Source organism: Mesorhizobium sp. GW821-FHT07A06 (assembly GCF_059419085.1).
In genome coordinates, this window is sequence record NZ_JBWKRC010000012.1 from 149034 (window position 1) to 170357 (window position 21324).

Genomic DNA, 21324 nt, shown 5'->3' on the forward strand with positions numbered 1-21324 from the left:
GTCGATCGACCCTTTGCCCTAGACCCTGGGAATTTCCACATTGTCGATCAGCCGCGTCTTGCCAAGCCAGGCAGCGGCGAGGAGGCGTCCCGTGCTGTCGCGGCGCCAGGGCGCAAGCGTCAGGCTTTCGCGGGCCTCGACATAGTCGATCTTCTGGAAGCCGGCGGCGATCAGGGCACGACCGGCTCGGCCGGTTGCACCGTCTCGATGTACGCCGGCCGCCAACGCCGCCGCCGCTTGGCGCAGAATCACGTTGAGTTGGCGAGCGACCGCCAGTTCACCCTCGTCGAGATAGGCGTTGCGCGACGACATGGCGAGGCCATGGGCGTCGCGTATGGTCGGGGCGCCGTTGATCTCGACGGGCAGGTCAAGGTCGCGGCAGAGCTGCCTGACGACGCAAAGCTGCTGATAATCCTTTTCGCCGAAGACCGCGTAGTCGGGCGCTGCCTGGAGGAAGAGCTTGGCGACGACGGTGGCCACGCCTTCGAAAAAGGTGGGGCGAAAGTCCGATTCGAGCCCGGCGGACGGGCCACCGACCGAGATCCTGGTGGCAAAGCCGGCGGGATACATCGCGCCAACCGTCGGCGTGAAGGCAAGATCGGCCTTGACCGTCGCCAGCAGATCCAGGTCACGGGCAAGCTGGCGCGGGTACTTGTCGAGATCCTCGCTCGGTGCGAACTGCGTCGGGTTGACGAAGATCGACACCACGCAGCGCTCTGCTTTTTCGCGCGCGATCCTGATCAGGGAGAGATGCCCTTCATGCAACGCGCCCATGGTTGGAACCATGGCGACGCGCAAGCCGTCGCGCCGCCAGTCGCGAATCCTGGCGCGAAGTGCGGCAACGCTATCGACGACATCGGGCCGGCTCATGCTCGGTCTCCGCCATTGGTGGTTGAGCCGGAAAAAACATGCGCAGGACCGGGGAATGTCCGATTTCGCACCTCCGATGCGTACTGCTCGGCGGCGTGCGCGATCACGCTGCGCAGGTCGGCGTATTCCTTGACGAATTTCGGCACACGGTCGACGGTCAGCCCCACCATGTCGTCGATGACGAGGATCTGGCCGTCGCAGTCGCCGCTGGCGCCGATGCCGATGGTTGGAATGGCGATGCGGTGGCTGATGTCGGCGGCGACCGCCTCGATCGTGCCTTCGATGACCACGGAGAACGCGCCAGCCTTTTCTACGGCGAGCGCATCAGCCATCAACGCCGCGATCGTCTCGTCCGTGCGGCCCTTGATCTTGTAGCCGCCGTCCTTCTCCACCGATTGCGGCAGCAGGCCGATATGGCCCATGACCGGAATGCCGGCGGCCACGATCGCCGCGATCTGCAAGGCCATGTCGACGCCGCCTTCGAGTTTCACCGCCTGGCAGCCGGTCTCGCCAATGATGCGTCGCGCCGAGGCCAACGCCTGCGCCGCCGAGTCCTCGTAGCTGCCGGCCGGCATGTCGACGACGACACAGGCCCTGGCCGAGCCGCGCATCACGGCTTGCCCATGAGCGATCATCATCTCGAGCGAGGCGCCCAGCGTCGTCTCGTGACCATGCAGGACCATGGCGACGCTGTCGCCGACGAGGAGCAGGTCGACATGGGGATCGAGCAGGCGAGCGACGGGATAGGTGTAGGCCGTAAGGCAGACCAGTGGCGTGCCGCCCTTGCGGCGGCGAATCAGCTCGGCGTCGATCCTAATGTCGGTGGTCGGCAATTTCGTGGCCAATCGTCACCTCCTTCGGCCCATGGCCGGATTGATACCCGCATGGGCGCGCTGAGCTTTAGAAAGAGCGGAAAGGCTTGGCAAGCGTGCGTCCTTCCGCCTCTGGAGATCACAGGCTTGTGTCGGGTCGCTGGCGCGCCATTTGCGCGCTCCCCACGGCAAAACCCTTGCCTTCCCGAAGGCCTGACGCCATAAGCAGGAAACAGGCGCCGTCGGCGCGAGGGTTCTGAGATGAAGACTTTCCTGACGCAGTTTTTCACCTGGTGGAACAGCCAGACGCTGGGAACACGCCTGCACACCTGGCGGTACGGCAAGCGAGTCGGCCAGGACGAGGCCGGCAATGTCTATTACGAGGGCGGAATCGATTCGGAAGGCCGCACGCGCCGCTGGGTCATCTATCGCAACTATTCCGAAGCCTCGGCCATCCCGCCAGGCTGGCACGGCTGGATCCATCACCGCGTCGATGTCGCGCCGCCCAGTGACGAGTACAAGCCGCGCGACTGGCAGAAGCCGCATCAGCCCAATCTGACCGGCACGCCGGCGGCATATCGCCCGAAGGGCTCGGTGCTGACGAACCAGCATCGCCCGCAGGTCACGGGTGACTATGACGCCTGGACGCCCGGGTCGTAACGGGCCCCGTCCGCAGCGACGCAAAGTGCAGGCCGGTCCTTTATCGCCACAATTGGTGTTTAGCTGCTTGCTGATCAGAAAACGGCGACTAGCCTTGGTGGTTGACGGAATCACCCGGGCGCGAACCACCGGTACCCTTATATGAGCTTTTTCAACCTGATATCGACGGGCGGCTTGGCGTTAGCCGCCAGCCTCGCCGTCAGCACAGCGGCGTTTGCTGCTTCGCCCGCGCCTGCCGCGCCCGCACCCGCGCCGGCGGCTCCCGCGGGGTCGGATCGCATAACCAACCCGGTCGCCGAGTTCGCCGGCATCGACAAGATCACCGGCCGCATCATCACCTTCGACGTCTATATCGACGAGACGGTGCAGTTCGGCGCTCTGCAGGTGACGCCGCGCGTCTGCTATTCCCGGCCGCAGACAGAGGAACCGAAGACCGATTCCTTCGTCGAGGTCGACGAGATCACGCTCGACCGCAAGATCCGTCGTATCTTCACCGGCTGGATGTTCGCCGAAAGCCCCGGCCTCAATGCCGTCGAACACGCCGTCTATGACGTCTGGCTGAAGGAATGCAAGCAGAAGTCGGATGTCCCTTCGCCCGGCGCCACCAAGGCTGACGCGACCAAGGCCGACGCTTCGAAACCTGCGGCCAAGCCGACCACAGCCAAGCCTGCCGCCACATCGGATGTGGAACAGCCCGCCCCCACGGAACCGGATACGTCAGACACCAACTGATCCCCCGGAACCGTCGTGTCCATCATGCGTTGGATCACGGACGATGCGCATTGATGCGCCCGGAGGATAGACCGATGTCGGACAGCAAGCGGATCACGGCCAGCAAGAAAGAGCTGCTTGAGCTCGAAAGAGGGTTCTGGACCGGCGACGCAGCCTACTACGCCGCCAACGCCGATACGGAATGCCTGGTGGCGTTTCCTCAGATGGCAATGGCGATGGACAATGCAGACTTGGCCAAGACCGCGACCAAGCCCAACCGCTGGCGCGATCTCGATATGGAACTCAAGGGAATAATCGAGCCGGGCAGCGATATCATCATGCTGACTTACGAGGCGCACGCGACGCGGGAAAATGGCGAACCCTATGCGGCATTGGTGAGCACCGGCTATGTCCATCGCGTCAACGGCTGGAAGATGATGTTCCATTCGCAGACGCCCATCGAGGCTGCGGCCAAGTAGGGGTCTTGATTCCTACGGAAAAAAGATCGCCTCGCCCTTCAGTGCTTCGGCCAGCATCTTTTCGTATTTGCCGCGCGGCACATCGACGGCGCCAAAGTGCTTCAGATGCTCCGTGGTGAATTGCGTGTCGAGCAGCGCGAAGCCGCGCGCCTTCAGGCGCTCGACGAGGTAGACCAGGCAGATCTTCGAAGCATCCGTTTGTTTGGAAAACATGCTTTCGCCGAAGAACACCCGTCCAAGCGAAACGCCATAAAGGCCGCCGACCAAGTTGTCCTCGCGCCAGGCCTCGACCGAATGGCAGTGGCCCATGCGGTGCAACTGCACATAGGCCTCTCGGATCGGCGCGTTGATCCAGGTCGAGCGCCGTTCCTCACGCTTTTCGGCGCAGCCATCGATCGTTGCCTCGAAATCGAAGTCGAAACGGATGTCGAATGGGTTTTTGCGGATTGTCTTCTTCAGGCTTCTGGGCGTGTGAAAATCATCGAGGGGAATGATGCCGCGCGTTTCCGGCCGCACCCAGAAAACCTCGGGATCCCCGGCGCTTTCGGCCATCGGGAAGACGCCCGAAGCGTATGCCTTGAGCAGGAGGTCGGTCGGGATGCGATAGCCGGGCGCGTAGGGACGGGTCATCGCGTCCCCGGACTACTCTTCCTTGGCCAGGTATTTTTCCAGCCAGTGGATGTCATAGTCGCCATTGGCGATGTCGGCATTGCCGACGAGGTCGCGAAACAGCGGCAAGGTCGTCTTGATGCCGTCGACGACGAACTCATCCAGTGCCCGCCGCAGCCGCATCATGCATTCGACGCGGTTGCGCCCGTGAACGATCAGCTTGCCGATCAGGCTGTCGTAATAGGGCGGGATCTTGTAGCCGGAATAGACACCCGAATCGACGCGAATGCCGAGACCGCCCGGCGTGTGGAAATGCGTGATCGTGCCGGGCGAGGGGGTGAAGGTGCGGGGATCCTCGGCGTTGATGCGGCACTCGATGGCGTGGCCGTTGAACTTGATGTCTTCCTGCTTGACCGAAAGACCGCCGCCGGAAGCGACACGGATCTGCTCATGCACGAGATCGATGCCAGTGATCGCTTCCGTCACTGGATGCTCGACCTGCAGGCGCGTGTTCATCTCGATGAAATAGAACTCGCCATTCTCGTACAGGAACTCGATCGTGCCGGCGCCGGAATAGCCGAGATCGGCAATGGCCTTGGCACAGATGCCGCCGATGCGGGACCGCTCCTCGGCGTTGAGCGCCGGCGAATTGGCCTCTTCCCAGACCTTCTGATGGCGGCGCTGCAGCGAACAGTCGCGCTCGCCGAAATGCACGCCACCGCCAAAGCCGTCCCCAAACACCTGCACCTCGATGTGGCGCGGCTTCTGCAGATACTTCTCGATATAGACGGCATCGTCGCCGAAGGCGGCACCCGCTTCCGAGCGCGCCGTCTGCAACGCGATCTCGAGGTCCGCCTCGGTGAGTGCAACCTTCATACCGCGCCCGCCGCCACCGGCCGAGGCCTTGATGATCACGGGATAGCCGATCTCGGCGGCAATGCGCTTGGCTTCCTTCTCGTCGGTCACCGCGCCGTCGGAGCCTGGCACCACGGGGATGCCAAGGCGCTTGGCGGTCCGCTTGGCCTCGATCTTGTCGCCCATGATGCGGATGTGGTCGCCGGACGGGCCGATAAAGGTGATGTTGTGCGCCGCCAATATGTCGGCGAATTTGGCGTTCTCCGACAGGAAGCCGTAGCCCGGATGCACGGCGTCGGCACCGGTGATCTCGCAGGCCGCGACGATCTGATGGATGTTGAGATAGCTGTCGCGCGACGGCGGCGGGCCAATGCATACGCTCTCGTCGGCGAGCCTGACGTGCATGGCGTCGGCATCGGCGGTCGAATGCACCACCACCGTCTGGATGCCGAGTTCCTTGCAGGCACGCAGCACCCGAAGCGCGATTTCGCCGCGATTGGCAATGAGGATCTTCTGGAACATCCTGCCAGCTCTACTCGATCACGACGAGCGGCATGCCGTATTCGACCGGCGTCGCGTCCTCGAACAGGATCGCCGTTACCGTGCCGGCGCGAGGCGACGGGATCTGGTTCATCGTCTTCATCGCCTCGATGATCAGCAACGTCTGGCCTTCCTTGACCTTCTGGCCGATCTCGATGAACGGCTTGGCGTCGGGCGAGGGCGCCAGGTAGGCGGTGCCGACCATCGGCGAGGCCACCGCGTTCTTCGACACGTCGACCGCTGCCGGCGCCGCTGATGCCGCGGGCTGGGCGGCAGCCGCCGGCGCATAGGCCGGCGGGGGTGCGGCGATGGCATGGACGGCGGGTGCCTGCCGCGACACGCGTACCTTCAGGTCGCCCAGTTCAACCTCGATCTCGGTCAGGTTGGTGTCGTTCAGTATGCCCGCCAGATCGCGGATCAGCTGCTGGTCAACACCGGTTTTCTTTATCGACATTTTCGAGCCTTCTGTTTGTTGGCCGGTCATAGGCGTGCGGCCAGCGCCTGTAGCGCCAGCGTGTAGCCGAGCGGCCCAAAGCCACAGATCATGCCGACGGCGACCGGCGCGACCATGGAGACGTGGCGGAATGATTCCCGCGCATGGATGTTGGAAAGATGAACCTCGGCGACCGGCAGCGGCGCGACCGAGCGGATGGCGTCGTGGATCGCGATCGAGGTATGGCTGTAGGCGCCTGGATTGATGACGATGCCGGCGGCCTTGTCGCCGGCTTCCTGGATCCAGTCGACGAGGTCGCCCTCGTGGTTCGACTGGCGGAAATCGATCTCAAGCCCGAGCGATGTGCCCGCCTGCTTGCAGTCGTCGGCGATGGCGGCAAGCGTCTTGCCGCCATAAATGCCCGGCTCGCGCTTGCCGAGCGCGTTGAGATTGGGACCGTTCAGGACGAAAACCGTTTTCAAAAAAGCCGACCTTTTCCGGCGCCGGTGTCAAACCGGCGCGCTGGCTCTCTATAATGGGCATAGTCGCCCGCGGAAAGAGCGCAAGTGCGTTCTTTCACTGTCCACAACAGGCCGAAATGCGCCCGTGAAGAAAACTCCCGGCCGATCAAAGCGCGGCTTTCGCCGCCTCGATCTTTTCCGCCAGCACTTCCTGCCCGAGAGCCCCGAACACGACTTCGTTGCCGACCACATAGGACGGCGTCCCGGTGATCGCCAGCTTGTTGGCAAGATCATAGGTCTTGGCGAAGGCTTCGGTGATCGACGGGTCCTTCATCTTCTCGCGCAGCGTCGCCTCGTCGGCGCCGAGTGAAACCGCGATCTTGATCGCGGCCGCTTCGGTTGCGCGTCCCTGGCCGCCGAGCAGCGCATTGTGGAACTCGCCGTATTTTTCAGGCTTCATCAGGTGGAACGCCATGGAGACGACGCTCGCCTTTTGTGAGTCCGGTCCGAGGATCGGGAATTCCTTGAGCACGAAGCGCAAATCCGGATCGGCCTTGGTCAGCGCCCGCATGTCCTCGATGGCACGTTTGCAGAAGCCGCAATTGTAGTCGTAGAACTCGACGATGGTCACCTTGCCGTTCGGGTTGCCGACAATGCCGTCGAAGCTGGAGTTGAAGATCTGCTCCTTGGCGTTCTTGATGACGCCGAGCGCGGCGAGGCGTTGCTCTTCCTTTTGCTTAGCCTCCAGCGCGTCCTGCACTTCAAGCAGCACTTCCGGGTTCTTCAGGAGATAGTCGCGAATGATTCCTTCGACCTCGGTGCGGTCAATCTTGGTATCGGCCCCCGCTGTCTGGACAGGCTGAGCCGTCTCCGCAGGCTGCGCCGTCCCGGCCTTGGCAATCTGTGGGCTGCCGGCCACGAAACCGAAAGCCAGCATGGCAAGGGCTACAGCGATCCCCGTGGTGCCCAGCAGCAGTGCCTTTTTCATCGTTTTCGTTCCTTTTGCCTGTTTCCCGGTCCCGCTGTGTCGCAGCGCGTGGCCGGAAGGTTCACTAGATTTTGCCTGACGATTTGTAATTTATGATGTCCTGCGCACGGATCCAGCGCGGCTCGCCGCGCTTCATCTGCTGCTGCGCCCGCATGGCGAAGATCTTCGCATCCTTGTAGTTGCCGGAATAGAAATGACCCTCGGCCGTGGCAAGCTCGGCCCCCGGTATGTCACCCAACTCGCCATAAGCCTGCGCCAGGTAGCGATATCCAGCGGAGTTTTCCTTGTCTCGCCCCAGACCGTTGTTGATCTGCACGACGGCCTTCTTCAGCGAATCGGGCGTGCCTACGGCCATCAGGGCCTGGCCGAGCGAGACAGGCAGCAGGCCGGACCGCGCCGGATCGAGGCTGACCGCCTTGGCGTATGCTTCGGCCGCATCCTTGGGCTTGTTCGCCTTCATCAGTATGTCGCCGCGCAACTCCTGGAAATAGGCGTTCTTGGGCTGCGCCTTGATCAGGGCGTTGGTCTTGACGAGCGCCGCGGCAATGTCGCCGTAAAGATAGGTGGACTGGGCATCGCCGTACTGTGCGGCAAGGCTGCCCCGCATCTTTTGCATCAGTCGCGCCGCCGCGGCCTGGCCGTCCATATAGACGGCGATCTTGACCCGCATCATGTCGTGGCGCTGCTGCAGCGCCGGAGGGTCGACCTTGTCGACATTGGGGCTCTGCTTCACCAACACTTGGAGATTTGCGATGCGTTCCTGCGGCATCGGATGGCTGATCCGATAGGGATCGACCTGCGTGCCCGACAAGGACAGCGCGCTCTGGAAGCGGGCGAAGGTCTTCAGCATGCCCATGCCGGACTGGCCGGTGGCGTTGAGATAGGTGATAGCCGAACGGTCGGCGGTCGTTTCTTCGGTGCGCTGGTAGGCGAGGATGCTGCGTTGCGCCATCTCGCCGCCGCCAGCCGCCACGCCCATGCCGGCGCCGGCAAGACCGCGGCTGTTGGTGGTCGCGCCAGCGACCATGGCGCCCGCGCCAAGCAAGGTGGCGATGATGGCCATCGTCTTGGCGCGCTCGAGCTGGTCACGCAGTTTCTGCTGGTGGCCGCCGGCGATATGACCGGCCTCGTGCGCGATGACGCCGATGATCTCGTTCGGCGTCTCAGCCGTCATCAGCGCGCCTGTGTTGATGAACAGCCGGCGTCCGGTGACGAAGGCGTTGAAGCTGGAATCGTTGACCAGGACGATGTCGATGCCGTCATTCGCCAGCCCGGCAGCCTTGAAGATCGGCCGAGCGTAATCGCGCACCAGAGCCTCGATCTCGGCATCGCGTATGACAGGCACGTTCTGGGCGAAGGCGGTGACTGAACTCGCCACGGCAACGGCGACGCCGAGCGAAAACGTCGCGAAAACGCGCGCTGCCTGGGCAATCGTCGATCTGGGGCGGCTCAACATGACGTGTCAACTGGTAGACGAGCGGGCGAAAGATGAAAAGTCGGCACCGGAAAAACTTCCTCAACTTGTGATCCTCACATCAATCGGGCATTTGTGCGGCGCATGCATCAAGGGAATGGCGTGCTCAACTGTCGGGACAGGGGTAAAATGGTCGTTTCGCTCTCACGCCGTGGCAATGTCGAACCGTTCCACGCCATGGATGTCCTGGCCGAAGCGAACAGGCTGAAGGCTCAAGGCGTGCCGGTGATCTCAATGGCGGTCGGCCAGCCCTCCGATCCCGCGCCAGCACGGGTTCGCGCCGCGGCCGCCAAGGCCTTGCAGGACGGGCGCATAGGCTACACTGACACGTTGGGGCTGGCCGGTCTGCGCAAGGCGATCGCCGAGCACTACGCGGATCACTATCGGCTTGAGGTCGAGCCCGGCCGGATCGCGGTGACCACCGGATCGTCGGCGGCCTTCAATCTCGCCTTCCTGGCGATGTTCGATCCGGGCGATCGCGTAGCCATCGCGGCACCCGGCTATCCCGCCTATCGCAACATCATGGCGGCGCTCGGCATCGATGTGGTCGAGATCGAACTCGGCGAAGCGGCCTATCTGCATGCCGGTCACCTGGAGGCAGCGCACCGCGAGAAGCCGCTGAAGGGGGTTCTTTTCGCGAGCCCGGCCAATCCGACCGGCGCTGTTATACCGGCCGACGAACTGTCGGCGCTGGTCAATATGGCGGAGACACTGGGGATCGCCGTCATTTCCGACGAGATCTATCATCGATTGGCCTATGGCGCGCCCGACACCACGGCACTCGCCTTCGGCAACAGCGTGACCGTGATCAATTCCTTCTCGAAATACTATTGCATGACCGGCTGGCGCATCGGCTGGATGGTGCTGCCGGAAGAGCTGGTGCGGCCGGTCGAGCGGATCGCCCAAAGCCTCTACATCTCGCCGCCGGAATTGTCGCAGATCGCTGCGATCGAGGCCTTTGCCGCGACCGAGGAGCTGGAGGCCGTCAAGGGCCGCTACGCCTGGAATCGAGAGCTCTTGATGAAACGTCTGCCCGAACTCGGCTTTCCGCTGGCCGCGCCGATGGATGGCGCCTTCTACGCGTTTTGCGACGTCACCCGGCACACCAATGACAGCATGGCCTTCGCGCGCAAGATGCTGGCCGAGGCGCATGTGGCGGCGACGCCTGGCCGCGACTTCGACACCCAGGCGGGGCACCGCACGATGCGTTTTTCCTATGCCGGCAGCCACCATGACATGGTCGAGGCTATGTCGCGCATCGAACGCTGGTTGAGGTAGCACCATGCCGGAACTCGAACTGGCCCCCAAACTTGATCAGGCATTGGCCGAGGTCGCGGCCGAAATGGCTGAACGGACCGATCGCGGCGATGTCGCGACCTACATTCCTCAATTGGGCAAGGTCGACCCAAGGAAGTTCGGCATTGCCGCCGTCACCAACGATGGTCGTGTGCTGATGGCCGGCGATGCCGACCAGCCTTTTTCCATCCAGAGCATCTCGAAGGTGTTCACATTGACGCTGGCGCTCGGCAATGTCGGCGACGCGCTATGGAAACGGGTTGGACGCGAGCCGTCGGGCAATCCGTTCAACTCGATCGTCCAGCTCGAGCACGAGAACGGCATTCCGCGCAACCCGTTCATCAATGCCGGCGCCATCGTCATCTCCGATATCCTGCTTGCCGGCCATCAGCCACGCGAAGCGATCGGCGAGATCCTGCGCTTCATCCAATTCCTCGCCGACGACGAGACCATCATCATCGACCGCGAGGTGGCGGCGTCCGAACGCGCCACCGGCTATCGCAATTTCGCGCTGGCCAACTATATGAAATCCTTCGGCAATCTTCATCACGCACCGGAACTGGCGCTGGGCGTCTATTTCCACCATTGCGCTATTGCCATGAGTTGCCGGCAACTGGCGATGGCCGGCCGGTTCCTTGCCAATGGCGGCAAGAACCCGGCGACCGGCCATTCCGTGGTGTCGGCGGAGCGCGCGCGGCGCATCGGCGCCATGATGCTGACCTGCGGCCACTATGACGGCTCCGGGGATTTCGCCTTCCGCGTCGGCATTCCGGGAAAAAGCGGCGTCGGCGGCGGCATATTGGGCATCGTGCCGGGTGTCGCCTCGCTTGCCGTCTGGTCGCCCGGCCTCAACGCCAATGGCAATTCCAAGCTGGGGTCGATCGCCCTGGAGAAGTTGGCCAGGATGATGAACTGGTCGATTTTCGCCCCTTAGCGCGGTTCCGGGAAGGCGTGGGACGGTTTCCCATTCCTCGCAGTGTGGGAACACCTGACATGAAAAATCCCGCGCCGTCCTTCGATCGGCGCGGGATTTTCGTATCAAAAAATCACTTCAACCAGTTGAAAGGCTTAGAAAAAGCCCTTCCGCTGCCACCAGCCGGCGCGCTTCGGCTTTTCTTCGGTCTTGGCTTCCGGCTCACTGGCGACGGTCGAGGAAACCACCGGCACGACCGGTGCATCGATTGCCGCTGGCTTGCGTCGTGACGGCCGGGCCTTCGAGGGCTCTTCCTTGGCGGCCGCAATCACTTTTTCCTCGGCGACCGCCGCGGGAGCCTCGGCCGGCGCTTCCACAGCCGCTTCGACAACGGCCGTCTCGACGGCGACCTCGGCGGCTGCCTTCTTCGGCTTGGCTGCGCGACGCGGCTTCTTGGGCTTCTCGGTGCTCGGCACCTCTTCGCTCACCGCAGCCACCGGCTCTTCCGCCACGACAGCAACAGCCGCCGGCTCGATCGAGGCAGGCTCGCTCTCGGAAGCATCAGCTTCGGAAGGCTCGGTTGTTTCGCCGGCACTTGCCTCGGCCTCGCCTTCGCCGTCTTCGCGACGGTTGCGCTTGCCGCCGCGCTTGCCGCGCCGACGCTTTTTGCCCTGGCCGTCATCCGAAGCCTGTGCCGCCTCGTCGGAAGCGCTGGCAGCGATCGGAGCGGCGTCGTCCGTTTCGGTGTCGTCATCGTCCGCCGCGTTTGCCGCTTCGGCGAAATCTCCGGCCGGAGCCGAGGTGGATGAGCCATCCGCCGGAGCGCCATGTTCGCGATCCCGATCCCGGCCGCCGCGACGTCTGCGGCGCTTGCGGCGCTTGCGGTCGCGGCCTTCGCCGTCCTCGCCACCGACAGGTCGTGGCTGCTGGTTTTGCTGCGGCTGCTGGCGTGGCTGCTCGGCCTGCGCTGGTGCCTCATCATCTTCCTCGATGACGACAATCTCGTCCTCGGGCTCTTCCGGCTCGACATAGGCCGGCAGGCTGCGGACCTCGACAAAGCCCTCGGGCTTTTCAGCCAGGGCGCCGCGGAAGATCGCATAGTGCTGCGCGCCAACCGTATCATCAGCCTCGATGGTGATGGTCAGGCCGAAGCGGCTTTCCAGCTCCACCAACGTGCCGCGCTTGTGGTTGAGCACGTAGAGCGCGGTCGCGGCCGGCGTGCGGACCGTGATGTGGCTGCGCGAATCCTTGAGCAGGAATTCCTCGATCGCCCGCACCACCATCAGCGCGACCGACGAATCGGACCTGACATGGCCGGTGCCGCCGCAATGCGGGCAGGGCTTCATGGTGGATTCCAGCACGCTGGCGCGGATGCGCTGCCGTGACATCTCCATCAGGCCGAAATGCGAGATCCGGCCGACCTGGATGCGGGCGCGGTCGTTCTTGAGATGATCCTTCAGCCGCTTCTCGACGGAGCGGTTGTTACGGTTCTCCTCCATGTCGATGAAGTCGATGACGATCAGGCCGGCGAGATCGCGAAGCCTGAGCTGGCGGGCAACCTCTTCGGCCGCTTCCAGATTGGTGTGGAGTGCCGTGTCCTCGATTGAGTGCTCCTTGGTGGAGCGTCCCGAATTGACGTCGATGGCGACCAGCGCCTCGGTCTGATTGATGATGATGTAGCCGCCGCTCTTCAGCGTCACCTGCGGCTGCAGCATGCGGTCGAGTTGCGCCTCGATACCGTTGCGCACGAAGATCGGCGTCGTGTCGCGGAACGGCTGAACCACCTTGGCGTGGCTCGGCATCAGCATGCGCATGAAGTCCTTGGCCTCGCGATAGCCTTCCTCGCCCGAGACAAGGATCTCGTCGATGTCCTTGTTGTAGAGGTCGCGTACCGAACGCTTGATCAGGCTGCCTTCCTCATAGACGAGGGCAGGAGCGGTGGACTGGAGCGTGAGATTGCGCACGTTCTCCCAGAGCCGCATCAGATATTCATAGTCGCGTTTGATCTCCGCCTTGGTGCGGCTCTCGCCGGCGGTGCGCAGGATCACGCCCATGCCTTGCGGCACTTCGAGATCGGCGACGACCTCCTTCAGGCGCTTGCGGTCGACCGCGCTGGTGATCTTGCGGGAAATGCCGCCGCCGCGTGCCGTGTTGGGCATCAGCACCGAATAGCGGCCGGCAAGCGACAGATAGGTGGTGAGCGCGGCGCCCTTGTTGCCGCGTTCTTCCTTGACGACCTGCACCAGCAGGATCTGCCGGCGCTTGATCACTTCCTGGATCTTGTACTGGCGGCGCACCGGCTTGCGGCGGTTGCGCACTTCTTCCAGCGCATCCTCGGCGCCGACCGATTCGATCTCGTGGTCATCCGGATGCGAGGACTGAACTTCCTCCAGCATGCCGCGGTCATTGTCGCCGGACGTTGCTTCAGTGGCCTGTTCCGTCTGCGAGACAGGCTCGGAAACCACGTCGCCTTCGACAGCGGCGGCTATCGATGTCGGGCCACCCTCGCGGGTTTCGGTTTCGTCCTGCTCGCCGGAACCTTCATCATGGCCGGACGTATCGGCATGCTCCGACGTATCTGAATGTTCCGATGTGTCGGCTGCGTGTTCGATGATCTGGGAAGTGTGGGAGATCTCCTCGACAACGATGTCGCCATTGTCGCTGCCTTCACTCGACTCGCCGGAGCCTTCGCCTGCCTCGCTCGCATCGCGCTTGTGTTCGGCCCGGTCACGGCTCTTGCCGCCGCGCCGGCGCCCGCGCCGGCCGCGATCGCGGCTCTGGCGGTCATCGCCGTCGCCGTCCTCGTCCTCTTCGTCCTCGGCCTCCTGCGCTTCGGCGCGCAGCAGTGCCTGACGGTCGGCGACCGGGATCTGGTAGTAGTCGGGGTGTATTTCACTGAAGGCGAGAAAACCGTGACGGTTGCCGCCATATTCGACAAAGGCTGCCTGAAGGGAGGGTTCGACGCGCGTTACGCGGGCGAGGTAGATGTTTCCTTTGAGCTGCTTCTTGTCCTGGGATTCAAAGTCGAATTCTTCGATACGGTTACCGCGTACGACGACAACTCGTGTTTCCTCCGGGTGGGAGGCGTCTATCAGCATTTTGTTGGGCATTATTTCGTTTCCCCCCGGCAGCCGTCAGCCGCAGCTGGCGGGGCAAAACCCGCTGCTGTGTGTCTGGATGAGAGTGGGTGCCGGATAATTGAATGTCCGCCGGACGGTGCCTGCGTGTCATGGCGGTGCCGCCCGCAGCCATACTGGCGCGGTTTGATGCGGACCTTTCCATGATTGCGCTTGAAGCCATCGTCACCAGCAGAACCTTTTGAACCAAAGCCCGGAAACCGGACCAGCTTGTTTGCTCGTACAGAGCCGGCACGGGAACAAACCCGGCCGTTTTCCTCACGCAGGCGATTCCCCCGCCACGGGAGCACACCTGCGAAATTCGTCGCAATCACTTGAAGCCTTTTCGCGTGAAGCGAAAGGAGCCGCCTTTCATCTAACCCTGTAGCAGGAAGCTGCGGAGGAGGGCGGTTCCAGGATTGCAGTGATCCACTATCGCTTTTATGATTTGGCGGGGTGGAAGGCAACCCCGATTTCCGATGCCGGCAAAAAGCAGTTCCGTAACGTAAGCCTGGTTCCGATCCTTGCATGAAAAGGCTTGGTTAACCTTCTCTGGATACCAATCGTTAATCGAGTTCGCGGCCTAACCGGCACTTCGACGAAACGAGCGGGCGCCTGGCGCCAAACCGGGAGCGACTGGAAGAGAGATGGGACTGGCGGACTTCACAGACAAGGGATGTCGTGTTGGCGGCCGGATTCTCGGCGCTTTCTGTCTCCTGCTGCTGGTCGTGATTTCCCAGGCGTTTTGCTCCGTTGCCAATGCCGCCGACGCGCCGCTGGTGGCCAAAGGCTACAAGATGGCGGGCGATGCCACCAAGATGCGCATCGTCTTGGATTTCGATCGCGAGCCTGACATCAAATGGTTCCTGCTGCGCGGACCCAATCGCCTGGTGATCGATCTGGCGAATACCAGGCTGGCGATCGACGCCAAGGACTTGAAGCCGCGCGGCCTGGTCAAGAGTGTGCGCCTGGGCGAGCTAGGTGAAGGCGTTTCGCGGCTGATCCTCACCGGCAAGGGACCGTTCGCCGTCGACAAGCTGGATGTGCTCAAGAATGAGGACGGAACCGGCTACCGCATTGCCATCGACATGTCGGCAGCCTCCGAACGCGAGTTCGACGCCGCCCTTGCCAACCAGGCGCTGACCACCGGTTCGACTGTTTCGACCGACAAGGGTGGGCGGGTCGGCACCGGGCCGGTCTCCAATCCGGGCCATCGCTTCACCGTCGTCATCGATCCCGGCCATGGCGGCGTCGACGGCGGGGCCGAGGGTCTGAACGGCACGATTGAGAAGAATGTGACGCTGGCCTTCGCCACGGAGTTGCGCGACAAGCTAGCGGCTATCGGCAAATACGATGTCTTCATGACGCGCGACACCGATGAGTATCTGCGTCTGGACGACCGCGTGCGCATTGCCCGCCAGCATGAGGCCGATCTGCTGATTTCGATCCATGCCGATACGATCAGCGTCAAGGGCATCCGCGGCGCCACCGTATATACGGTCTCCGACAAGGCATCGGATCCCGAGGCGCAGGCGCTTGCCGACCGCGAGAATCTCTCGGACCAGTTTGCCGGTATGGTCATCAAGGACGATAACAAGGAAGTGACCGACATCCTGATCGACCTGATCCGCCGCGAGACGCACACCTTCTCGATGAGTTTCGCCCACACGCTGGTCGGCCAGCTTTCGACCAGCGTCGGCCTCATCAACAATCCGCAGCGTTCGGCGGGATTCAAGGTGCTGAAGGCGCCGGACGTGCCATCCGTGCTGGTCGAACTCGGCTATCTCTCGAATGCCAAGGACGAAGCGCAACTGCTCGACGCCGAATGGCGCGGCAAGGCCGCACAAAGCATCACCAACGCCGTGGCGCTGTTCGCTTCCGCCCGTGTCGGAACGGGGACCGGAGGTTGACATGCCTGGCGGCGCCTGCAACCTAGGGCAGCGTTGCTGGATGACAACACCCGGTGCCTTTATTTGCGGCTCGAGGTCATGAAAGCAGGCCTTGCCGTATTTTGTCCACATGGCGGCGACATGGGTTTTCGATTACGGATTGGGACCGGTTCGAAAGCTTGCGTGGAAGGCGGCTTCGTTTAGGGAATTCCCGAACCAAGGACTGGAGCGGGTATGATTCGTCTCATTGGCTATTTTTTCGGCATCGGCACGACGCTGGCCCTTTTGGTCGCGGCGGGCGTTGCGATTTACATCAGCCATCTGTCGAAGGATCTGCCCGACTACGAGGTGCTGGCCAAATACGAGCCGCCGGTGACGACCCGCATCCATGCCTCCGACGGCTCGCTGATGGCCGAATACGCGCGAGAACGGCGCCTCTACCTGCCGATCCAGGCGATCCCGGATCGCGTCAAGGCGGCCTTCCTGTCGGCGGAAGACAAGAATTTCTATAATCACCCCGGCATCGACGTGACCGGTCTTGGCCGCGCCATCATCGTCAATCTGCAGAATTTCGGCTCGGGCAGGCGCCAGGTCGGCGCGTCGACGATCACCCAGCAGGTGGCCAAGAACTTCCTGCTGACCGCGGACCAGACCTACGAGCGCAAGATCAAGGAGATGATCCTCGCCTTCCGCATCGAGCAGGCCTATCCCAAGGATCGTATCCTCGAGCTCTACCTCAACGAAATCTTCTTCGGTTTCGGTGCCTATGGTGTCGCTGGCGCGGCGCTCACCTATTTCGACAAATCGGTGAACGAACTGACCGTCGCCGAGGCTGCCTATCTGGCTTCGCTTCCGAAAGGCCCCAACAACTACCATCCCTTCAAGCATGCCGATCGCGCTATCGAGCGCCGCAACTGGGTCATCGACCAGATGGTCGAGAATGGCTACGTCACGCGTGAGGAAGGCAACAAGGCCAAGGCCGAGCCGCTCGGCGTGACGCCGCGCCGTACCGGCACCTATCTCTTCGCGGGTGAATATTTCACCGAAGAGGTGCGTCGCCAGATCATTGCCCGCTACGGCGAGAATGCACTGTACGAAGGTGGCCTGTCCGTCCGCACCACGCTTGATCCGAAAGTTCAGCTTATCGCCCGCAAGGCGATGCAGAACGGCTTGATCAAATACGATACGCTGCGTGGCTATCGCGGGCCGGTGAAGTCAATCGACGTGTCCGGTGACTGGGGCGTCCCGCTGGGAGCGGTCAAGGGACTGGAAGATGTTCCCGAATGGTCCCTGGCCGTCGTGCTCGACTCCTCGGCGTCCGGTCTCTCGATAGGGCTGCAGCCCGCACGCCAGGCGTCGGGCGATATAGTGAAGGAACGCGTCGAAGGTACCGTCAGCAAGGACGACATGGGCTTTGCCATGCGCCATGTGGTCGACGGCAAGACGGTCAAGGCCAAGTCGCCGGCCGATGTGCTGAAGCCGGGCGACGTCATCTTCGTCCAGAAGAACGAAGGCTCGGACAATACCTACAGCCTGCGCCAGGTTCCAGAGGTGGAGGGCGGTCTGATCGCCATGGATCCGCACACCGGCCGTGTGCTGGCCATGGTCGGCGGCTTCTCCTATGCCCAGTCCGAGTTCAACCGCGCCACCCAGGCCATGCGCCAGCCCGGCTCCTCGTTCAAGCCGATCGTCTATTCGGCCGCGCTCGACAATGGCTATACGCCGGCCTCGGTGATCATGGACGGACCGATCACCATCCAGAGCGGCAACACGACCTGGACTCCGAAGAACTATGACGGCACCGTCGCCGGGCCGGCAACGCTGCGCTCCGGCATCGAGAAGTCGCGCAACCTGATGACCGTGCGGCTTGCCAACGACATGGGCATGAAGCTGGTCGTCGAATATGCCGAGCGCTTCGGCGTCTACGATCATCTGGCGCCATATCTGCCGATGGCGCTGGGCTCTGGCGAGACGACCGTCATGCGCATGGTTTCGGCCTATTCGATCATGGCCAATGGTGGCAAGTCGATCAAACCATCGTTGATCGACCGCATCCAGGACCGCTACGGCAAGACCGTGTTCAAGCAGGATGAGCGCGGCTGCGAAGGTTGTAACGCGCCTGAGTGGAAGAATCAGCCGGAGCCGGAGCTGGTCGACAATTCCGAGCAGGTGCTCGATCCGATGACTGCCTACCAGATCACCTCGATGATGGAAGGCGTGGTGCAACGCGGCACCGGCGCCACCATCGGGGAACTGGGCCGCCACATCGCCGGCAAGACCGGCACCACCAACGACGAAAAGGACGCCTGGTTCATCGGCTATACGCCGAACCTCGTGGTTGGCTTGTACATGGGCTACGACACGCCGCGCGGCCTTGGCCATGGCGCCACCGGTGGCGGTCTGGCCGCCCCGATCTTCAAGGACTTCATGCGCGTGGCACTCGACGGCACGCCCAATGTCGACTTCAAGGTGCCGGACGGCATGAATCTGATCGCCATCAACCGCAAGACCGGCATGCGTGCCACGTCGGGCGATCCGGGCACCATCATCGAGGCCTTCAAGCCGGGCACCGGTCCGGCAGACAGCTATTGGGTGATCGGCATGGGTGCCGATGGCTCCAACGCATCGGGCGGCGCACTGTCGCCACAGGCGAACCAGGCCATCCAGGACGGCGGCGGCGGCCTCTACTGACGGGGCTCGATGCCGCCTGTTGGGCTGGCCGGGGGCCGGCCCATTTCGCTTTACACATGGCGGCGCCGTCCCTATGTATCGCGCCGACCCAAGCGTCACTCCAGCAACAGGACGAATACCAGGCCATGCGCGCGGAAACGCAGAATATTGTCGACGAGATCAGGCAGGCGATAACCCTGCTGAGGAGGCATCTTTGACTGGGATCAGGCCATAAAGCGGCTTGAATACCTGAATGTGCGGGCGGAGGACGCCAGCCTCTGGAACGAACCGCTGGAAGCCCAGAAGCTGATGCGCGAGCGCCAGAGCCTCGAGGAAGGCATCGCGGCGGTCAAGGGCCTGACGCAGGCGCTGGAAGACAATATCGGCTTGATCGAGCTTGGCGAGGAAGAAGGCGACGAGGGCATCGTCGCCGAGGCCGAAGCGGCGATCCGGTCGATGCAGGGCGAGGCGAAGGCCCGCCAGGTCGAGACGCTGCTGTCGGGCGAAGCCGACGCCAACGACACCTATCTCGAAGTTCATGCCGGCGCCGGCGGCACCGAGAGCCAGGACTGGGCCTCGATGCTGTTGCGCATGTACACGCGCTGGGCCGAGCGCCGCCGCTTCAAGGTCGAGGTGCTGGAAGTGCATGATGGCGAAGAGGCTGGCATCAAATCCGCTACTCTCTTGATCAAGGGCCACAATGCCTATGGCTGGCTGAAGACGGAATCGGGCGTCCACCGCCTGGTGCGCATTTCGCCCTATGACAGCAATGCGCGTCGCCATACGTCCTTCTCCAGCATCTGGGTCTACCCAGTCGTCGATGACAGGATCGAGATCGATGTTTCGGAATCGGATGTGCGCATCGACACCTATCGCTCGTCGGGTTCCGGCGGCCAGCACGTCAACACCACCGATTCGGCCGTGCGCATCACCCATATCGCCACCGGCATCGCGGTCGCCTGCCAGGCTGAGCGTTCACAGCACAAGAACAAGGCCAAGGCCTGGGAGATGCTGCGCTCGCGGCTCTACGAGGAAGAGCTGAAGAAGCGTGAGGCCGTCGCCAACGCTACCGAAGCCTCGAAAAGCGACATCGGTTGGGGCCACCAGATCCGTTCCTACGTGTTGCAGCCCTATCAGCTGGTCAAGGATCTGCGCACGGGCGTCGAAAGCACCAGCCCGTCAAGCGTTCTCGATGGCGATCTCGACGACTTCATGGAAGCCTCGCTGTCGCAACGCATCGAGGGCGGCGCCGGTGAAGCCGTGGCGGATCTGGACTAGAACCGTCCACCACTGATCCGGATTGCGATGGCTTGCTCTTTCTCAGGAGGAAGCGGGCCAACGCCTAGGATCTGTCATGCTTATCAACGGCAGAAAGTTGCTGCCTTGTGCGGCCAGCGCCTCATGCAGCGATTTCTTGCGCCGACTCACATTTCGGCTCACCATCAAGGCGGAAGAGACAAAAGCATTTATGGCCGGTCGCGGCATATCTGCTGACGATTTGGCCGCTGGGAAGACACGTTCCGGGAACGGGCAAGCAAGAAACGCTTGAACCTCGTTTGAAAGGAACGTTCCCATGTTTGCCGCCAATTCCAGATCGGCCATCGCCGTTCCATCGGTTGGCCAGCTTGTCATTCCCCTGTGCGCGGCGTGTGTGATCGCGCTGCTGTCGGTGCCTGCCTTGGCGCATGATGCCAAGCCGACCGCGGCCAAGCCGCAAGGTTGGAGCTATCCGTTCGCCTGCTGCGCCAACTACGACTGCCACGAGGTGTCGCAGACTTCGATCAGCGAGCGCCCGGAAGGCTATGTCATCAAGGATACCGGGGAGGTGCTGGCTTACAGCGACAGGCGTATCAAGGATTCGCCCGACGGCGAATTTCACTGGTGCGCGCATGAGGCCGGGCTCGATGCCGGCAAGACCATTTGCCTGTTCGTGCCGCCATCATCCTACTAGGATTTCCGGTCGGCTGGTCAGGCGTGGAGCCTGCTGACGGACAGTTGTCAGGATCGCTTCTTTATGATGCCCTGCCGCATGGGCGGCGGACAATGGAGAGGTGACGTCGATGACCATCAAGGGAAGCTGCCACTGCAAAGCGACGACATTCGAGGTTTCAGAGGCTCCGCGGACGGTGACGCAATGCACCTGTTCGTTCTGCTCGAAACGCGGCTCGCTCTGGGCCTACTACACCCCATCGCAGTTCAAGCTCATCACGCCACTGAAAAACGTTACCTTCTATCAGTGGGGCTCGAAAACCGTAAAGCATGGTTTTTGCACAACTTGCGGCTGCGGCACGTTCACCGAAACGCCGGATTGGTCGACCGGCGAGCCGGATTTCGACAATCCCAAGATCAGCGTCAATTCGCGGCTGTTCGATGATTTCGATCTCGACAAGGTCGAAGTGGTGGTCATCGACGGCAAGAATCTCTGGTAACCGGCCAAGCCGGTCGTCACGTGACTGACCTCGGGAAAAGCCGTCGCGGGCGTTTTTCCTGTTCCGCTTTTCGCCGCAATTTATGTTACAAGTCGCGGGAAGGGCTGATTTGGCGCCGT

General features: G+C 62.6%; 20 protein-coding genes. 10 read left to right on the top strand and 10 right to left on the bottom strand.

From position 1 onward, the window contains the following. Positions 1 to 18: 18 nt before the first annotated feature. Positions 19 to 870: a pantoate--beta-alanine ligase gene (gene panC / locus AC07SZ_RS28995; RefSeq protein WP_494916970.1), complete on the bottom strand. Its 852-nt coding sequence runs from the start codon at positions 868 to 870 to the stop codon at positions 19 to 21. Next, positions 867 to 1715 (bottom strand): 3-methyl-2-oxobutanoate hydroxymethyltransferase, encoded by an 849-nt coding sequence (gene panB / locus AC07SZ_RS29000; RefSeq protein WP_056566542.1) that lies wholly within the window; start codon positions 1713 to 1715, stop codon positions 867 to 869. Before panB ends, panC begins: the two co-directional genes overlap by 4 nt. 228 nt (positions 1716 to 1943) lie before the next feature. Here panB and AC07SZ_RS29005 point away from each other — a divergent pair, with 228 nt between their 5' ends. The 3 genes from AC07SZ_RS29005 to AC07SZ_RS29015 all read left to right on the top strand — a co-directional run bounded on the left by AC07SZ_RS29005 (position 1944) and on the right by AC07SZ_RS29015 (position 3532). Further along, positions 1944 to 2342: an NADH:ubiquinone oxidoreductase subunit NDUFA12 gene (locus tag AC07SZ_RS29005; protein ID WP_056566539.1), complete on the top strand. Its 399-nt coding sequence runs from the start codon at positions 1944 to 1946 to the stop codon at positions 2340 to 2342. A 141-nt stretch (positions 2343 to 2483) separates the two neighbouring features. Then, positions 2484 to 3074, top strand: coding sequence for a DUF2155 domain-containing protein (locus tag AC07SZ_RS29010; RefSeq protein WP_056566536.1), 591 nt, complete (start codon positions 2484 to 2486; stop codon positions 3072 to 3074). A gap of 74 nt (positions 3075 to 3148) precedes the next feature. Further along, a complete protein-coding gene (locus AC07SZ_RS29015) occupies positions 3149 to 3532 on the top strand; it encodes a hypothetical protein (protein WP_056566533.1) in 384 nt (127 codons plus the stop codon). 12 nt (positions 3533 to 3544) lie between these two features. Here AC07SZ_RS29015 and aat read toward each other — a convergent pair whose 3' ends face one another. The 6 genes from aat to AC07SZ_RS29045 form a co-directional block, all read right to left on the bottom strand. Further along, the gene (aat, locus tag AC07SZ_RS29020; protein ID WP_056566530.1) at positions 3545 to 4162 is read right to left on the bottom strand and encodes a leucyl/phenylalanyl-tRNA--protein transferase; all 618 of its coding nucleotides are present in this window, start codon (positions 4160 to 4162) and stop codon (positions 3545 to 3547) included. Between the two features lie 12 nt (positions 4163 to 4174). Then, a complete protein-coding gene (accC, locus tag AC07SZ_RS29025; RefSeq protein ID WP_056566529.1) occupies positions 4175 to 5518 on the bottom strand; it encodes an acetyl-CoA carboxylase biotin carboxylase subunit in 1344 nt (447 codons plus the stop codon). Positions 5519 to 5528: 10 nt separating this feature from the next. Then, on the bottom strand, positions 5529 to 5990 hold the full coding sequence (accB, locus tag AC07SZ_RS29030) for an acetyl-CoA carboxylase biotin carboxyl carrier protein (RefSeq protein WP_056566525.1): 462 nt from the start codon (positions 5988 to 5990) through the stop codon (positions 5529 to 5531). A 26-nt stretch (positions 5991 to 6016) separates the two neighbouring features. Next, on the bottom strand, positions 6017 to 6451 hold the full coding sequence (aroQ, locus tag AC07SZ_RS29035) for a type II 3-dehydroquinate dehydratase (RefSeq protein ID WP_056566522.1): 435 nt from the start codon (positions 6449 to 6451) through the stop codon (positions 6017 to 6019). Positions 6452 to 6596: 145 nt separating this feature from the next. Further along, on the bottom strand, positions 6597 to 7418 hold the full coding sequence (locus AC07SZ_RS29040; protein WP_056566519.1) for a DsbA family protein: 822 nt from the start codon (positions 7416 to 7418) through the stop codon (positions 6597 to 6599). Positions 7419 to 7482: 64 nt separating this feature from the next. Further along, the gene (locus AC07SZ_RS29045; RefSeq protein WP_056566516.1) at positions 7483 to 8874 is read right to left on the bottom strand and encodes a tetratricopeptide repeat protein; all 1392 of its coding nucleotides are present in this window, start codon (positions 8872 to 8874) and stop codon (positions 7483 to 7485) included. Positions 8875 to 9021: 147 nt separating this feature from the next. Between AC07SZ_RS29045 and AC07SZ_RS29050 the strand changes: the two genes are divergently transcribed. After that, positions 9022 to 10170: a pyridoxal phosphate-dependent aminotransferase gene (locus tag AC07SZ_RS29050; protein WP_056566514.1), complete on the top strand. Its 1149-nt coding sequence runs from the start codon at positions 9022 to 9024 to the stop codon at positions 10168 to 10170. 4 nt (positions 10171 to 10174) lie between these two features. Beyond that, positions 10175 to 11122 (top strand): glutaminase, encoded by a 948-nt coding sequence (locus AC07SZ_RS29055; protein WP_056566511.1) that lies wholly within the window; start codon positions 10175 to 10177, stop codon positions 11120 to 11122. Between the two features lie 134 nt (positions 11123 to 11256). Here the strand turns inward: AC07SZ_RS29055 and AC07SZ_RS29060 are convergent, their stop codons facing one another. After that, positions 11257 to 14211 (bottom strand): Rne/Rng family ribonuclease, encoded by a 2955-nt coding sequence (locus tag AC07SZ_RS29060; RefSeq protein ID WP_494916975.1) that lies wholly within the window; start codon positions 14209 to 14211, stop codon positions 11257 to 11259. Between the two features lie 653 nt (positions 14212 to 14864). On the opposite strand from AC07SZ_RS29060, the gene AC07SZ_RS29065 reads away from it, so the two are divergent. From AC07SZ_RS29065 to prfB, 3 genes are all read left to right on the top strand, one after another. Continuing rightward, positions 14865 to 16127 carry an N-acetylmuramoyl-L-alanine amidase gene (locus AC07SZ_RS29065; RefSeq protein ID WP_494916976.1) on the top strand — a complete coding sequence of 421 codons (1263 nt, stop codon included), beginning with the start codon at positions 14865 to 14867 and terminating at the stop codon, positions 16125 to 16127. Between the two features lie 213 nt (positions 16128 to 16340). Continuing rightward, positions 16341 to 18797: a penicillin-binding protein 1A gene (locus AC07SZ_RS29070; RefSeq protein WP_056566501.1), complete on the top strand. Its 2457-nt coding sequence runs from the start codon at positions 16341 to 16343 to the stop codon at positions 18795 to 18797. A gap of 125 nt (positions 18798 to 18922) precedes the next feature. Continuing rightward, positions 18923 to 20054, top strand: a protein-coding gene (gene prfB, locus AC07SZ_RS29075) for a peptide chain release factor 2 (protein WP_155772406.1) whose coding sequence is annotated in 2 segments (ribosomal slippage) — positions 18923 to 18988 and positions 18990 to 20054 — 1131 coding nt in all. Because the reading frame shifts where the segments join, the coding sequence is not laid out codon by codon here. Between the two features lie 42 nt (positions 20055 to 20096). Here the strand turns inward: prfB and AC07SZ_RS29080 are convergent. After that, the gene (locus AC07SZ_RS29080; RefSeq protein WP_494916977.1) at positions 20097 to 20378 is read right to left on the bottom strand and encodes a hypothetical protein; all 282 of its coding nucleotides are present in this window, start codon (positions 20376 to 20378) and stop codon (positions 20097 to 20099) included. Between AC07SZ_RS29080 and AC07SZ_RS29085 the strand changes: the two genes are divergently transcribed. Together AC07SZ_RS29085 and AC07SZ_RS29090 are read left to right on the top strand one after the other, a co-directional pair. Next, a complete protein-coding gene (locus AC07SZ_RS29085) occupies positions 20350 to 20727 on the top strand; it encodes a hypothetical protein (protein WP_056566494.1) in 378 nt (125 codons plus the stop codon). The genes AC07SZ_RS29080 and AC07SZ_RS29085 overlap by 29 nt on opposite strands. 109 nt (positions 20728 to 20836) lie before the next feature. After that, entirely contained in the window at positions 20837 to 21205 is a 369-nt protein-coding gene (locus AC07SZ_RS29090) for a GFA family protein (protein ID WP_056566491.1), read from the top strand. Positions 21206 to 21324 lie beyond the last annotated feature (119 nt).

Bases quoted from the DNA above. Each gene is read 5' to 3' on its own strand.
- panC (WP_494916970.1), bottom strand. From the start codon at position 870: ATGAGCCGGCCCGATGTCGTCGATAGCGTTGCCGCACTTCGCGCCAGG.
- AC07SZ_RS29005 (WP_056566539.1), top strand. From the start codon at position 1,944: ATGAAGACTTTCCTGACGCAGTTTTTCACCTGGTGGAACAGCCAGACG.
- AC07SZ_RS29010 (WP_056566536.1), top strand. From the start codon at position 2,484: ATGAGCTTTTTCAACCTGATATCGACGGGCGGCTTGGCGTTAGCCGCC.
- AC07SZ_RS29015 (WP_056566533.1), top strand. From the start codon at position 3,149: ATGTCGGACAGCAAGCGGATCACGGCCAGCAAGAAAGAGCTGCTTGAG.
- aat (WP_056566530.1), bottom strand. From the start codon at position 4,162: ATGACCCGTCCCTACGCGCCCGGCTATCGCATCCCGACCGACCTCCTG.
- accC (WP_056566529.1), bottom strand. From the start codon at position 5,518: ATGTTCCAGAAGATCCTCATTGCCAATCGCGGCGAAATCGCGCTTCGG.
- accB (WP_056566525.1), bottom strand. From the start codon at position 5,990: ATGTCGATAAAGAAAACCGGTGTTGACCAGCAGCTGATCCGCGATCTG.
- AC07SZ_RS29040 (WP_056566519.1), bottom strand. From the start codon at position 7,418: ATGAAAAAGGCACTGCTGCTGGGCACCACGGGGATCGCTGTAGCCCTT.
- AC07SZ_RS29045 (WP_056566516.1), bottom strand. From the start codon at position 8,874: ATGTTGAGCCGCCCCAGATCGACGATTGCCCAGGCAGCGCGCGTTTTC.
- AC07SZ_RS29050 (WP_056566514.1), top strand. From the start codon at position 9,022: ATGGTCGTTTCGCTCTCACGCCGTGGCAATGTCGAACCGTTCCACGCC.
- AC07SZ_RS29055 (WP_056566511.1), top strand. From the start codon at position 10,175: ATGCCGGAACTCGAACTGGCCCCCAAACTTGATCAGGCATTGGCCGAG.
- AC07SZ_RS29060 (WP_494916975.1), bottom strand. From the start codon at position 14,211: ATGCCCAACAAAATGCTGATAGACGCCTCCCACCCGGAGGAAACACGA.
- AC07SZ_RS29065 (WP_494916976.1), top strand. From the start codon at position 14,865: ATGGGACTGGCGGACTTCACAGACAAGGGATGTCGTGTTGGCGGCCGG.
- AC07SZ_RS29070 (WP_056566501.1), top strand. From the start codon at position 16,341: ATGATTCGTCTCATTGGCTATTTTTTCGGCATCGGCACGACGCTGGCC.
- AC07SZ_RS29085 (WP_056566494.1), top strand. From the start codon at position 20,350: ATGTTTGCCGCCAATTCCAGATCGGCCATCGCCGTTCCATCGGTTGGC.
- AC07SZ_RS29080 (WP_494916977.1), bottom strand. From the start codon at position 20,378: ATGGCCGATCTGGAATTGGCGGCAAACATGGGAACGTTCCTTTCAAAC.
- AC07SZ_RS29090 (WP_056566491.1), top strand. From the start codon at position 20,837: ATGACCATCAAGGGAAGCTGCCACTGCAAAGCGACGACATTCGAGGTT.